This is a genomic window from Stenotrophomonas sp. SRS1 (assembly GCF_026130205.1).
In the GTDB taxonomy this organism is placed as follows: Bacteria; Pseudomonadota; Gammaproteobacteria; order Xanthomonadales; family Xanthomonadaceae; genus Stenotrophomonas; species Stenotrophomonas rhizophila_B.
In genome coordinates this window covers 1,066,188-1,079,930 of the sequence record NZ_JAINFD010000002.1, presented here as the reverse complement: position 1 = coordinate 1,079,930, position 13,743 = coordinate 1,066,188, and the positions used below count along the sequence as shown (strand labels likewise).

Genomic DNA, 13,743 nt, shown 5'->3' with positions numbered 1-13,743 from the left:
TATGGAGGCCGCTGACATGGAGGCAGCCACAATGCAGATGACCCCGAGGGATCCCATGCCCCGATTCCTGCTCGTCGAGGACGACACCATCAGCCGCGGCTTCTTCAAGGCCGCGCTGGAAACCCTGCCGGCGCAGGTGGATACCGCCGACTCCCTTGCCACGGCCATGGACCGCGCCCGCGGCAACCAGCACGATCTGTGGCTTATCGACGTCAACCTGCCTGACGGCAATGGCACCCAGCTGCTGCAGGAACTGCGCCGCTCGCGCCCGGACACCCCGGCGCTGGCGCATACCGCCGACGGCGACACCTCGATCCACTCGCGCCTGCGCGATGCCGGTTTCAGTGAAACCCTGGTCAAGCCGCTGAGCCGCGAGCATCTGCTCAAGGCCGTCCGCCGCGCCCTGGTGCATACCGCTGGCAGCCTGTCCGCCCCGGCGGTTGCCGGGTCCGACGAGGTCGAAGGCGAGCGCCAGGACTGGGATGAAACCACCGCCCTGGCTGCGCTGAACGGGCAGCGCCACCACCTCATCGCGCTGCGCGAACTGTTCCTGGCCGAGTTGCCCGGGGTCCGCGACGCTGTGGCCCAGGCCCTGCGCGAGGACGATGTGCGGGCCCTGCGCGGGCAGTTGCATCGGCTGCAGGCCAGCTGCGGGTTCGTCGGCGCCGCACGCTTGGCTCGGGCAGTCCGTCAACTGCACCAGGCGCCGGAGTCGACCGGTGCGCAGAGCCGCTTCCGCGTCGCGGTTGACGCCCTGCTGCAGTGAGCACGGGGCGGCAGCCCGGGCACCGGCGCCGCTTGAGTCACCCCGCAACGATGCAGCGGCCCGCCAGGGCCTACGTGCGCCGCCGGGCCAGGTCCTCCAGCATTTCCCATGATTTCAGCCCCCGCCCGCCCAGATGGTGCATCAGCACCGCGCGGATCGGCCGACGCAGGCTGACCAGATCCTCGGTACCGGGCATTTCATCGGCAGCCAACGCCAGCAGCGCGCTGCCGGTGGCGGTACCACGGCGCTGATCCACGCCCCGATCGCTGAGCAGCCGGCGAGGCCCCTCCTGCGGATCCAGCTCATACCGCGCCGCCGGATCGACAGGCTCGTCATCGCTGCCGTGCAGCAGGTCGAAGCCGAAACCCAAGGCCTCCAGCAGGTCACGCTCGAAACGACGCAGCGTCCACGCCAAGGGCTCTCCGTCACGCAGCCGCGCACGCACCTGCGCGTAATGGTCGTACAGCTCCGGCAGCGGATCCTGGCGGGGCGCCAGCCGCATCATCAGTTCGTTGATATAGAACCCGGCCAGCATCGCTTCGCCGGTCAACCGCGGCGCGGCGTCCAAGGCCTCGGCACCGCGCAGCTGGGCCAGTTCGCCCCGCTGCACGGCAGTCAGGCGGATCCACTGCAGCGGCTGCAGGGCCGCGCGCAACGCCTGGCTGCGCGGGCTGGACACGCCCCGCGCGAGCACCCCGATCCGGCCGTACTGCTCGGTCAGCACCTCGACCAGCAGACTGGTCTCGCGCCAGGCCCGGGCGTGCAAGACGAAGGCCGGCTCATCCTCGATGCGCATGGCTCAACCGCCCGGGGCCGGAGTGGCCGGCTTATTCGTAGCCGAACGCCTTGAGCGCGGCTTCGTCGTCGGACCAGCCTTCGCGCACGCGCACCCAGGTTTCCAGGAAGACCTTGGCCCCGAACAGGCGCTCCATCTGCAGGCGCGACTTGGCGCCGATTTCCTTCAGGCGGGTGCCGGCCTTGCCGATCACGATCGCCTTCTGACCTTCGCGTTCAACCCAGATCACCGCGCCGATGCGCAGCAGGTTGCCGTCTTCGACAAAGCGCTCGATCTCGACCGTGGTCGCATACGGCAGCTCTTCGCCCAACTGGCGCATCAGCTGCTCGCGGACCAGTTCACCGGCGAGGAAGCGCTGGCTGCGGTCGGTGATCTCATCCTCGCCGAACATCGGCGGGGCTTCCGGCAACAACTTCATCAGGTCGCGGACCAGCGATTCCAGGCCGTTGCGCTTCTGCGCCGAGATCGGGTGCACGGCCGCGAACGTGCGGCCTTCGGTGACCTGCTGCAGGAACGGCAGCAGGGCGCCCTTGTCCTTCAGGCGGTCGATCTTGTTGACCACCAGCACCACCGGGATGCCCGAGTCGCTGAGCACGTTGAAGGCCAGGGTGTCTTCGTCATCCCAGCGGCCGGCCTCGATCACCAGCATGCCGGCATCCACGCCCTCGAGCGAGCCGCGCGCGGCGCGGTTCATCACCCGGTTCATGGCCCGCTTCTGCGCACGGTGCAGGCCGGGGGTATCGACCAGCACGATCTGGCCTTCCGGGTAGCTGGCAATACCCAGCAACCGGTGCCGCGTGGTCTGCGGGCGATTGGAGACGATGCTGACCTTGGCGCCCACCAGGGCGTTGGTCAGGGTGGATTTGCCGACGTTGGGGCGACCGATGACGGCCACGCTGCCGGAACGATGGGGGGTTGCTTCGTTCACTTGGAATCCAGTTGCTCAAGGGCGGCCGCAGCCGCTTGTTGTTCGGCCAGCCGTCGCGAGGCACCTTCGCCTTCGGTGCTGACAGCGGGGTCGGTTACGCCGCAGCGTACCCGGAAGGTCTTGGCGTGATCGTCACCCGATTCTGACACCAGCTCGTACAGCGGCAGCGCCTTCTGTCGGGCCTGCAGCCATTCCTGCAGGCGGGTCTTGGGGTCTTTCTCCGGCTTGCCGGTCGCCGGCAGGGCCTGCATCGAGGCCAGGAACCACGGCAGCACCACGGTCTGGCAGACCGCAAAACCGGCATCGAGGTAGATCGCCGCGACCACCGCTTCCAGCGCATCGGCCAGGATGGAGTCGCGACGGTGGCCGCCGGTCTTCATCTCGCCGGGCCCCAGGATCAGGCGATCGCCCAGCTGCAGCTCGCGCGCGATCACCGCCAGTGCGCCTTCGCGCACCAGTTCGGCGCGGGCGCGGGTCAGCGCGCCTTCGTCAGCCTTGGGCCAGCGTTCGTACAGCGCCTGGGCCACCATCATGTTGACGATGCTGTCGCCGAGGAATTCCAGCCGCTCGTTGTTGGGCGAGCCGGCGCTGCGATGCGTCAAGGCCTGCGTGAGCAGGCCCGGATCGTTGAAGGCGTGACCTATCAGGTCACCGCGTTGAAAAGTCTTAGTCGGCACCGCGGAGAGTCAAATCCTGGTTTGTGTCAAATTTGCCCACCACATCGAGATTGCCGATCAGTTCACGGCGCACTTCGTAGTTGACCTTCAAGTTCCAGCCGCCATCAATGCGATCGAACTTGATATCGGAGGGCTTGAGATTTTCCGAGTAACTCATGCGAACGCGCTTGAAGAACAGCTCCTGGACCCGTGCCGGCTCCATGTTCGCCACACCCGGCTCCTTGGCCAGGCTCTTCAGCGCCGTGCGTACGGCGTAGTACTCCTGGTACATCGGGAACAGCTTCATGCCGACGTACAGGCCGAAAGCGACCACGATCAGCACCACCAGGAACGAGGTCAAGGTGATGCCGCGCTGCGATGTCATCTTCTTCATTGCGTTTCTCCCCAGATACGCGTGTGCCATGAATCAATGGATAGCCGTGCCGATCCGCGACGGCTCGAAGCCGTCCTTGCAGAACCAGCCGGAGCAGTTAAGCCAGATCAGGAACGCCTTGCCACGGAGATTCTCCTCCGGCAGCAGGCCCCAGAAGCGGCCGTCGTCACTATTGTCGCGGTTGTCGCCCATGACCAGGTACTTGCCGGCCGGCACGGTCCACTGGCCCTGCCCACGCGCGTAGTCGGTCTCGAGCACGGTGTGGGTACGGCCCGGCAGGTGCTCGACCAGCAGTGAGCTGCCCTCGCCCTGCCCATTGTGGCCGGCGTACAGGCCCTTGTTGTCGTACGTGACCGGCTCGCCGTTGAGGATCAGGCCGTTGCCCTGGAATTCGATCTGGTCACCCGGCACGCCGATCACGCGCTTGATGAAGTTCTCGCCCTTGGCCGGATCGTTGTCCGAATGGCCCGGGAAATGGAACACCACCACGTCGCCGCGCTTGGGCTCGCCGAACGGCACCACCTTGGCGTTGTTCAGCGGCAGGCGCAGGCCGTAGGAGAACTTGTTGACCAGGATGAAATCGCCGATCAGCAGGTTGGGCATCATCGAGCTGGACGGAATCTTGTACGGCTCGGCGATGAAGCTGCGCACCACCAGCACGATCGCCAGCACGGGGAAGAACGCCCGCGCGTAGTCGACCATCACCGGCTCGGTATCCAGCAGGCCGGCACGCTGGGCGCGGCGCTTGGCGAAGTACAGCTTCTCGCCCAGCAGGATCAGGCCCGAAGCCAGCGTCAGTACGACCAGGAGGATCTCAAACAATTTCATGCAGTGTCCTTGGGAACGATTGCAGCGGTACGGGGGTGGTTCCCTGCGCGCCCGGCGACACCGGGAGGGTGCCGCCTGCCGCCACCGGGAGGCCGTCCGGCCTTACTTGTCCATCTGCAGCACGGCCAGGAAGGCTTCCTGCGGGATTTCCACGCGGCCGACCTGCTTCATGCGCTTTTTGCCTTCCTTCTGCTTTTCGAGCAACTTCTTCTTGCGCGAAACGTCGCCACCATAGCACTTGGCCAACACGTTCTTGCGCATCGCCTTGACCGTGGTGCGCGAGATGATCTGCGAGCCGACGGCGGCCTGGATGGCCACGTCGAACTGCTGGCGCGGGATCAGTTCCTTCATCTTCTCGCACAGCTCGCGGCCGCGGCGGTCGGCATGGCTGCGGTGCACGATCAGCGACAGCGCATCGACCTTGTCGCCGTTGATCAGCACGTCCACGCGGACGAACGGACCGGCATCGAAACGCACGAAGTGGTAGTCCAGCGAGGCATAGCCGCGGCTGACCGACTTCAGCTTGTCGAAGAAGTCCAGCACCACTTCGGCCATCGGCAGCTCGTAGCTGATCTGCACCTGGCTGCCGAGGTAGTTGATGCCGATCTGGCTGCCGCGCTTTTCTTCGCACAGCTTGATGATGTTGCCGATGTACTCCTCGGGGGTGAGCACGTTGGCGCGGATGATCGGCTCGCGGATCTCATCGACCATGTTCACCGGCGGCAGCTTGGCCGGGTTGTCCATGTTGATGATGCTGCCGTCGGTCTTGAGCACTTCATAGACGACGGTCGGCGCGGTGCTGATCAGGTCCAGGTTGTATTCGCGCTCCAGGCGCTCCTGCACGATTTCCATGTGCAGCATGCCCAGGAAGCCGCAGCGGAAGCCGAAGCCCATCGCTTCGGAGCTTTCCGGCTCGAAGCGCAGCGCCGCATCGTTCAGGCGCAGCTTGTCCAGCGCTTCGCGCAGGTCCGGGTAATCCTCGGCATCGACCGGGAACAGGCCGGCGAACACGCGCGGCTGCATTTCCTGGAAGCCCGGCAGCGGCTTGGCGGCCGGATCGGCGGCCAGGGTCAGGGTGTCGCCGACCGGCGCACCGTGCACGTCCTTGATGCTGGCCGTCACCCAGCCCACCTCACCGGCGTTCAGTGCCGGCAGCACCTTGCGCTTGGGGGTGAACACGCCGACGTTGTCGACCTGGTGGTTGCGGCCCGTGGACATGACCTGCAGCTTGTCGCCGGCCTTGATCTGGCCCTGCATGACGCGCACCAGCGAGACCACGCCGAGGTAGTTGTCGAACCACGAGTCGATGATCAGCGCCTGCAGCTTGTCGGTATCGCGCGGCACCGGCGGCGGAATGCGATGCACGATCGCCTCCAGCACGTCGCCCACGTTCAGGCCGGTCTTGGCGCTGACCGCCACGGCGTCGGTCGCATCGATGCCGATCACGGCCTCGATCTCGGCCTTGGCACGGTCGATATCGGCGGTGGGCAGGTCGATCTTGTTGATCACCGGCACCACTTCCAGCCCCTGCTCGACGGCCGTGTAGCAGTTGGCGACGGACTGCGCTTCCACGCCCTGGGCCGCATCGACCACCAGCAGCGCGCCTTCGCAGGCGGCCAGCGAGCGGCTGACTTCATAGGAGAAGTCGACATGCCCGGGGGTGTCGATGAAGTTCAGGTGGTAGGTGTGGCCGTCTTTGGCGACATACGGCAGCGAGACCGACTGGGCCTTGATGGTGATGCCACGCTCGCGCTCGATCGGGTTCGAGTCGAGCACCTGCGCCTCCATCTCACGGGCCTGGAGGCCGCCGCAAAGCTGGATGATGCGATCGGCCAGCGTGGACTTGCCGTGGTCGACGTGGGCGATGATGGAGAAGTTGCGGATGAACCGCATCGAATCAGAAGACATAGGTGGCGGCGGCGCGTCGCGTCGTCAGGATGACTGCGGATTATCGCATGGCCGGCCCGGTCCCGCGTGGGCCCGGTAGCGATTGTCGCCAACGGCCCCCCAGAAACGACCGGGCCCGCCGAAGCGGGCCCGGAAACGCAGGCGGGGCGGGCTTATTGGCCGGCCTTGACCGGCACGAACGCGCTGTTGCCGTTGGCACGGACCAGCAACATGACCACATCGCCCTTGCTGTAACCGCCCAGTGCCCTGTTCAGCGCGGCCACGCTGCCGACCGGGGTCCGCCCGACCTGCAGCACCACCATGCCCTGCGACAGGCGCGCATCCCGTGCCGACTGACCGGTGACCCGGGTGATGCGCACGCCCTCACCCGAGGCCAGGCCCAGCTGCTGGCGTTGCGGCGCGGTCAGATCGGCCACTTCCAGGCCCAGCAGGGCATTGGCACCGGTTTCCGGCTTGGCCGCGTCGGCCGTCTGGGGCGCGTTGCCGCGATCGGCGTCCTCGGCCAACTCGGTCAGCGTGGCGGTGATCTCGCGCTCCTTGCCCTCTCGCAGCACCACGATGCGCACCTTGGTTCCCGGCGGCAGGGCACCGATCAACGGCGGCAGGTCGCTGGACACGTTGATCGGCGTGCCGTTCACGGACCGGATCACGTCACCGACCTCCAGGCCGGACCTGGCGGCGGCGCTGCCGGGCACCAGCTGGTTGACCAGTGCGCCGCGGCTGTCGGGCAGCTTGAAGCCCTCCGCGACGTCCGCCGTGACCGCCCCCACCATCGCGCCCAGCTGGCCGCGGCTGACCCGGCCATTCTTCTTGATCTGTTCGACCGCCCCCATGGCCAGGTCGATCGGGATCGCGAAGCTGATGCCCATGTAGCCGCCGGAGGCGGAGAAGATCTGCGAGTTGATGCCGACCACTTCACCGCGGGTGTTGAGCAGGGGGCCGCCGGAGTTGCCCTGGTTGATCGCCACATCGGTCTGGATGAAGGGCACGTAGCGCTGGTCAGCGCCGCCGGTGCTGCGGCCCACCGCGCTGACCACGCCGGCGGTGACCGAATGATCCAGGCCGAACGGCGAGCCGATCGCGACGACCCACTGGCCCGGCTTGAGGGTGTTGGAATCCCCCACGCGTACGGTCGGCAGATTCTTGCCGTCGATCTTGAGCAGCGCAACGTCGTACTGCTGATCGCTGCCGATCACCTTGGCGGTGAACTCGCGGCGGTCGCCCAGCTTGACCTTCACTTCGCTGGCGTCGGCGACCACGTGATAGTTGGTCAGCACATAGCCATCGGCGGAGATGATGAAGCCCGAGCCCATGCCCCGGCCCTGGATGCGGGGACTGTCGTCCTGGCCACCGGGGCCCTGCCCCGGCATCTGGAAGTCCGGGCCGAAGAAGCGGCGGAAGAACTCGGGCATTTCATCGTCGCCGCCCGGCCCCATGGTCCGGGCCTGGCGGTTGCTGCGCACGATGGTGGTTTCGACATTGACCACGCCCGGGCCGACCTGTTCGACCAGGTTGGTGAAGTCCGGCAGGCCACTGACCAACTGCGGCGCAGGTGCCCGCGGTGCGGCGGCGGCCGGTGCGGCCGGGGTCGTCGGCGATGGCGACTGAGCGCAGGCCACCAGCGGCAGGGTCATGGCGATCAGCGCCAGGGCATGGGTACGGATACGGGCGGTCATCAGACACGAACCTCCGGGTCAGGGAACAAAGCGGGGGGGAGCGCTCCGGCGCACAGGCCGGAGCGGAACGTCAGGGCAACGATGTTCAGTCGCGGTGCCGGCGCGCAGGTTCGGCCGTGTCGGCCGATTCCTGAAGACGCGGCTCGAACGGATAGAACGCGGCCTGCGGTGCCTGCGTGGAGAAGCTGGCATTGAGCGCGCCGCCCGCGGCCGGGGCCAGGCTGGAGCGCGGCCACGGTTTGGCCTGCAGATTGCCCACCTCACCGAACGGGAACTGGCGCGCGGTGGCCGCCGGTACGGCCGGCGTCAGCGGCGCCTGGCCGGCGACCGCACGCTGCGGCTCGGCACTGCGCTCGGCAGCGCTGCGTGCCGCCTGCTGGGTGCGGGTGGCACTGGCGCGGCGCACATTGGCCACGTCCTGGCGGCGGCTGGCGGCCGCCACGGCTGCAGCCGGAACCGCCGCTACGGCCAGCGCCTGCTCGGCGGCAGAGGCTTCGGTCGCCGGCGCGGGCGCGGGCGGCAGCTCGGCCTGGCTGGCGATGATGGTGGTCGGCGCGTCCAGCGCTGCCGGGTCCGGCAGCTGCTCGCGGGTCATGAACATCGCCACGGCCGCGACGGAAGCGGCCAGTGCCGCGCCACCGCCCCAACGACGCCAGCCGCCACGGCGTTCCTGGCTGCGCTCGACATTGGCCTGCATCGCTGGTGCCGGCTCAGCGGCCACGGAAACGCGGACCCGCTCGGCGAAATCGACCGGCGCCGGTGCGCAGGCCTGCCCGCGCAGCACATCACCGAGCATCTGCCAGCGCTCGTTGCAGCTGGACAACGCCTCATCGTGTTCCAGCCGACGCAGCATGAAACGCGCTTCATGGGCTGACAGCTCGCCATCGATCAACGAGGACAGCTGCTGCCGGTAATGGGCGTCGAATTTATCGGGGGACGCGCCCCGGGAAGCATTATTGGACATATCGTGGCTCATGCGCGGCTCTTCTCGCGGGTGGCGCTGCCCACATCGAGCAGCGGCCGAAGTTCAGTGTCGATCGCCTCGCGGGCACGGAAGATCCGCGACCGCACGGTGCCGATCGGGCACCCCATCTTCTGCGCGATTTCGTCGTAGCTCAGGCCGTCCACCTCGCGCATGGTGATGGCCGATCGCAGTTCTTCAGGCAGCGCGGAGACCGCCTTCATCACCGTCTGTTCCAGCTCCTGCCGCATCAACTCGCGCTCGGGCGTGTCGGTGTCGCGCAGACGCGTACCGCTGTCGAACTGTTCGGCGTCCCCGATCTCGATGTCATCGGTGGGCGGACGGCGGTTGTGGGCGGCGAGATGGTTCTTGGCAGTGTTCACGGCGATCCTGTGCAACCAGGTATAGAACTGGGCGTCGCCGCGGAAACTGCCGATCGCGCGATACGCGCGGACGAAAGTGTCCTGGGCCACGTCCTGACATTCACTCCAGTCCGCGATGTAGCGCCCGATCAGCGCGATGATCCGATGCTGGTACTTGCGCACCAGGACATCGAACGCCGCGCTCTCGCCACGCTGCACACGTCGGACCAGCTCCAGGTCCAGCTCCTGTGGTGTTTCAACCTCGGCCATGGGGGGCCGCACTCCTGTCAGCCCAACCGACGTCGGGCAATGAGACTGCCAATCCCGGGAAAAGTTCAGCGCTCGATCACACCGCGCCGCACCAGCTTTTAACCACCGTTCCGTTAAGGTTTCCGATCCAGGCAATGGATCGGCGGCTTCTCTCCCCAGCTATAGGGATTTGACGGGGAGGAAACAACCTCTGGATCATAGCCCCCTTCTCCATACACAACCGGATGGAACGTTCCCATGCTCTCAGGCTTCGATGGGCTCCGCTTCTCGCATTGGCACCCGCAGATCCGTGACGATGGCGTCGTCGTGCTCAGCCTCGACCGCCAGGACAGCAGCGTCAATGCCATGTCGCAGGACGTGCTGCTCGAGCTGGGCGACCTGATCGAGCGGATCGCGATGGACCCGCCCAAGGCGGTGGTGATCCAGTCGATCAAGGCCGCCGGCTTCATCGCCGGTGCGGACCTGAAGGAATTCCAGGAATTCGACCGCCGCGGCACCGTCAATGACGCGATCCGCCGTGGCCAGAGCACCTACCAGAAGCTGGCCGAACTGCCCTGCCCGACCGTCGCGGCGATCCACGGCCACTGCCTGGGTGGCGGCACCGAGCTGGCGCTGGCCTGCCGCTATCGCGTCGCCTCCAACGATGCCTCCACCCGCATCGGCCTGCCGGAAACCCAGTTGGGCATCTTCCCGGGCTGGGGCGGCAGCTCGCGCCTGCCGCAGCTGGTCGGCGCCCCGGCGGCGATGGACATGATGCTGACCGGCCGCAACCTGTCGGCCTCGGCCGCGCGCAACATCGGCCTGGTCGACAAGGTCGTCGCACCGGCCGTGCTGCTCGACACCGCCGTGTCGCTCGCGCTGAAGGGCACTACCCGCCCATTCAAGCAGCGCGCGACCGCGTGGATCACCAACACCTGGCTGGCGCGCAAGCTGCTCGCCCCGCAGATGGCCAAGCAGGTCGCCCGCAAGGCGCGCAAGGAGCATTACCCCGCTCCCTACGCACTGATCAACACCTGGGCACGCACCGGTGGCAGCCCGATCCAGACGCGTCTGGATGCCGAACGCCGCGCTGTGGTGAAGCTGGCCGGCACCCCGACCGCACGCAACCTGATCCGCATTTTCTTCCTGACCGAACGCCTGAAGGCACTGGGCGGCAAGGACCACGGCATCCAGCACGTACATGTGGTCGGCGCCGGCGTGATGGGCGGCGACATCGCGGCGTGGTCGGCCTACAAGGGCTTCAACGTGACCCTGCAGGATCGCGAGCAGCGCTTCATCGACCCGGCCATGGAACGTGCGCAGGCGCTGTTCGCCAAGCGGGTGAAGGACGACAGCAAGCGCCCGGCCGTGGCGGCGCGCCTGAAAGCCGATCTCGCTGGCGAGGGCGTCGCCCAGGCCGATCTGGTGATCGAAGCCATCATCGAAAACCCGGAGGCCAAGCGCGAGCTGTACCAGTCGCTGGAGCCCAGGATGAAGGCCGATGCGCTGCTGACCACCAACACGTCCTCGATTCCGCTGGACGAACTGCGCGACCACATCCAGCGCCCGGCGCAGTTCGCCGGCCTGCATTACTTCAACCCGGTCGCGCAGATGCCGCTGGTGGAAATCATCCATCACGAGGGCATGGCGCCGGAGACCGAGCGCCGCCTGGCCTCCTTCTGCAAGGCACTGGGCAAGTTCCCGGTGCCGGTCGCCGGCACCCCGGGCTTCCTGGTCAACCGCGTGCTGTTCCCGTACATGCTTGAAGCTGCCACCGCGTATGCCGAAGGCGTGCCGGGCCCGGTGCTGGACAAGGCCGCGGTGAAGTTCGGCATGCCGATGGGCCCGATCGAACTGCTCGACACCGTTGGCCTGGATGTGGCCGCCGGCGTCGGCAAGGAACTGGCGCCCTTCCTCGGCCTGCAGGTACCGGCCGCCCTGGCGACCGTGGAACAGGGCAAGCGTGGCAAGAAGGACGGCCAAGGCCTGTACAAGTGGGAGAACGGCCGCGCCCAGAAGCCGGACGTCCCCGCCAACTACGAGGTCCCGGCCGATCTGGAAGACCGCCTGATCCTGCCACTGCTCAACGAAGCCGTGGCCTGCCTGCACGACGGCGTCGTCGCAGACGCCGACCTGTTGGATGCCGGCGTGATCTTCGGCACCGGCTTCGCCCCGTTCCGCGGCGGCCCGATCCAGTACATCCGCGCCACCGGCGCCGATGCCCTGGTCGAACGCCTCAAGGTCCTGCAGCAGCGCTACGGCGATCGCTTCGCCCCGCGCCCGGGCTGGGATTCGCCGGTACTGCGCGAACCGGTGATCTGAGGATCGCGAAAACGCCAGCGCACGCTGGCGTTTTTGCTTGTGTCCGCCTGCGTGCAACCAGAACAACCTGTTACCGATACAGGCCTCCCACCCCCACACCCCGCATGCGATCCTCCCGCTCTGTCCCCGCCAGCGAGACCGCCCGCATGACGACCATCATCGCCCCCCGCATCCATGACATCGGTGGCCTGCAGGTCCGCCGCGCCGTGCCGACCCTGCAGGCGCGCAGTGTCGGTCCGTTCGTGTTCGTCGACCAGATGGGCCCGGCCGTGCTCTCCCCGGGCACCGGCATCGACGTACGCCCCCATCCGCATATCGGCCTGGCCACGGTCACCTTCCTCTGGTCCGGCGCCATCGGCCACCGCGATACCCTCGGCTCGGACCAGGTCATCCGCCCCGGCGACGTCAACTGGATGACCGCCGGCCGTGGCATCGCCCACTCCGAACGCACGCCTGCCGTCGAACGCGAACACGACCACCCGCTGCACGGCATGCAGACCTGGCTGGCGCTTCCAAAAGACGTTGAAGAAACCGACCCCGCGTTCTACCACCACGCGGCCGCGACCCTGCCCCAGCAGCGCCGCAACGGTGCCTGGCTGCGCGTCATCGCCGGCCGCGCGTACGGCGAAGAATCCCCGGTCAAGGTCTTCGCCGACACCCTCAACGTTGCCATCGATCTCGATGCCGATGCGGAAATCGACCTGGATACCGGCCATGCCGAACGCTCGCTCTACATCCTCGAAGGCCAGGCCCAGCTCGACGGTGTGGATGTCCCTGCCCAGCACCTGATCATTCCCGAGCCCGGTGCACGCGGCCGCCTGCGCGCCAAGACCCCGATCAAGGCAATGCTGATGGGTGGCGAACCGCTCGACGGGCCACGCCATCTCTGGTGGAACTTCGTCTCCAGCTCCACCGAGCGGATCGAGCAGGCCAAGCACGACTGGGAATCCGGCCGCTTCGGCACGATTCCGGGCGACGATAAAGAGTTCATCCCGCTGCCTGCGTACTGAGCCGCCCAGTCGGCGGACAACCGTTCGTCGGCTGTTGACGCGACCATCACCCCGATGAACCCCGATTCAGCTACGTTGCGCCTGCCCACCCCGGGCGTAACGTGGAGCACGTCGATGAGCATGGGCAAACGTCTGGCCGCCGAGTTCCTGGGCACGTTCTGGCTGGTGTTGGGCGGGTGTGGCAGCGCGGTGCTGGCCGCGAAGTTCGGTGGTGATGGCAATCCGCTGGGGATCGGTTTTCTGGGCGTGGCGCTGGCCTTCGGCCTGACCGTGCTGACCGGCGCCTATGCGTTCGGGCACGTCTCCGGCGCGCACTTCAATCCCGCGGTCAGTGTCGGCCTGTGGGCCGGCGGTCGTTTCCCCGCCCGTGACGTGCTTCCCTACATCGTGGCGCAGGTGCTGGGTGGCGCGCTGGCCGGTTTCATTCTGCTGCAGATCGCCTCCGGAGCGCCGGGTTTCCAGATCGATGGCAGCCAGGCCGGCGCGTTCGCGAGCAATGGCTACGGCGCCCTCTCACCGGGCGGTTACAGCGTTGCCGCCGCCTTCCTGTGTGAAGTGGTCCTCACCGCGTTCTTCCTGATCGTGATCATGGGCGCGACCCACGGCAACGCGCCTGCGGGGTTTGCCCCGATCGCGATCGGCCTGGCGCTGACGTTGATCCATCTGATCAGCATTCCGGTCACCAATACCTCGGTCAATCCGGCGCGCTCCACCGCCGTGGCGCTGTTCGCCGGCAGCGGCGCGCTCAGCCAGCTGTGGTTATTCTGGCTGGCACCGCTGCTGGGCGGCCTGATCGGCGGCATCGTCTACAAATGGATGGGTTCCGCGCCCCGCTGACGGTTTGGCCGGGCGGTCCCCGAACCGCCCAGCGTCAGCGCATGAAGGTT

General features: G+C 67.2%; 13 protein-coding genes. 4 read left to right on the top strand and 9 right to left on the bottom strand.

From position 1 onward, the window contains the following. Window positions 1-31 precede the first annotated feature (31 nt). On the top strand, window positions 32-766 hold the full coding sequence (locus tag K4043_RS10370) for a response regulator (protein WP_123730526.1): 735 nt from the start codon (window positions 32-34) through the stop codon (window positions 764-766). Window positions 767-836: 70 nt separating this feature from the next. On the opposite strand, the gene recO is transcribed toward K4043_RS10370, so the two are convergent. The 9 genes from recO to rpoE form a co-directional block, all read right to left on the bottom strand. Next, a complete protein-coding gene (recO, locus tag K4043_RS10365; protein WP_123730525.1) occupies window positions 837-1,562 on the bottom strand; it encodes a DNA repair protein RecO in 726 nt (241 codons plus the stop codon). 31 nt (window positions 1,563-1,593) lie between these two features. Then, window positions 1,594-2,490, bottom strand: coding sequence for a GTPase Era (gene era, locus K4043_RS10360; RefSeq protein ID WP_121038751.1), 897 nt, complete (start codon window positions 2,488-2,490; stop codon window positions 1,594-1,596). Further along, window positions 2,487-3,167 carry a ribonuclease III gene (rnc, locus tag K4043_RS10355; protein WP_123730524.1) on the bottom strand — a complete coding sequence of 227 codons (681 nt, stop codon included), beginning with the start codon at window positions 3,165-3,167 and terminating at the stop codon, window positions 2,487-2,489. The genes era and rnc overlap by 4 nt, the downstream gene beginning before the upstream one ends. Continuing rightward, window positions 3,157-3,540: a DUF4845 domain-containing protein gene (locus K4043_RS10350; protein WP_265309276.1), complete on the bottom strand. Its 384-nt coding sequence runs from the start codon at window positions 3,538-3,540 to the stop codon at window positions 3,157-3,159. Before K4043_RS10350 ends, rnc begins: the two co-directional genes overlap by 11 nt. Before the next feature lie 33 nt (window positions 3,541-3,573). Next, a complete protein-coding gene (lepB, locus tag K4043_RS10345) occupies window positions 3,574-4,368 on the bottom strand; it encodes a signal peptidase I (protein ID WP_123730522.1) in 795 nt (264 codons plus the stop codon). A 102-nt stretch (window positions 4,369-4,470) separates the two neighbouring features. Further along, the gene (gene lepA / locus K4043_RS10340; protein ID WP_184997305.1) at window positions 4,471-6,261 is read right to left on the bottom strand and encodes a translation elongation factor 4; all 1,791 of its coding nucleotides are present in this window, start codon (window positions 6,259-6,261) and stop codon (window positions 4,471-4,473) included. Window positions 6,262-6,428: 167 nt separating this feature from the next. Beyond that, complete coding sequence (locus K4043_RS10335) at window positions 6,429-7,952, bottom strand: DegQ family serine endoprotease (protein ID WP_265309275.1); 1,524 nt, start codon at window positions 7,950-7,952, stop codon at window positions 6,429-6,431. An 85-nt stretch (window positions 7,953-8,037) separates the two neighbouring features. Continuing rightward, window positions 8,038-8,916, bottom strand: a complete 879-nt coding sequence (locus K4043_RS10330) for a sigma-E factor negative regulatory protein (protein WP_321160139.1) — start codon at window positions 8,914-8,916, stop codon at window positions 8,038-8,040. An 8-nt stretch (window positions 8,917-8,924) separates the two neighbouring features. After that, on the bottom strand, window positions 8,925-9,545 hold the full coding sequence (gene rpoE, locus K4043_RS10325; RefSeq protein WP_123730518.1) for an RNA polymerase sigma factor RpoE: 621 nt from the start codon (window positions 9,543-9,545) through the stop codon (window positions 8,925-8,927). Between the two features lie 237 nt (window positions 9,546-9,782). On the opposite strand from rpoE, the gene K4043_RS10320 reads away from it, so the two are divergent. The 3 genes from K4043_RS10320 (at window position 9,783) to aqpZ (ending at window position 13,693) form a co-directional block, all read left to right on the top strand. Next, a complete protein-coding gene (locus K4043_RS10320) occupies window positions 9,783-11,846 on the top strand; it encodes a 3-hydroxyacyl-CoA dehydrogenase NAD-binding domain-containing protein (protein ID WP_265309273.1) in 2,064 nt (687 codons plus the stop codon). A 146-nt stretch (window positions 11,847-11,992) separates the two neighbouring features. Next, window positions 11,993-12,856 carry a pirin family protein gene (locus K4043_RS10315; RefSeq protein WP_265309272.1) on the top strand — a complete coding sequence of 288 codons (864 nt, stop codon included), beginning with the start codon at window positions 11,993-11,995 and terminating at the stop codon, window positions 12,854-12,856. 114 nt (window positions 12,857-12,970) lie between these two features. After that, window positions 12,971-13,693: an aquaporin Z gene (aqpZ, locus tag K4043_RS10310; RefSeq protein ID WP_265309271.1), complete on the top strand. Its 723-nt coding sequence runs from the start codon at window positions 12,971-12,973 to the stop codon at window positions 13,691-13,693. Window positions 13,694-13,743: the final 50 nt, after the last annotated feature.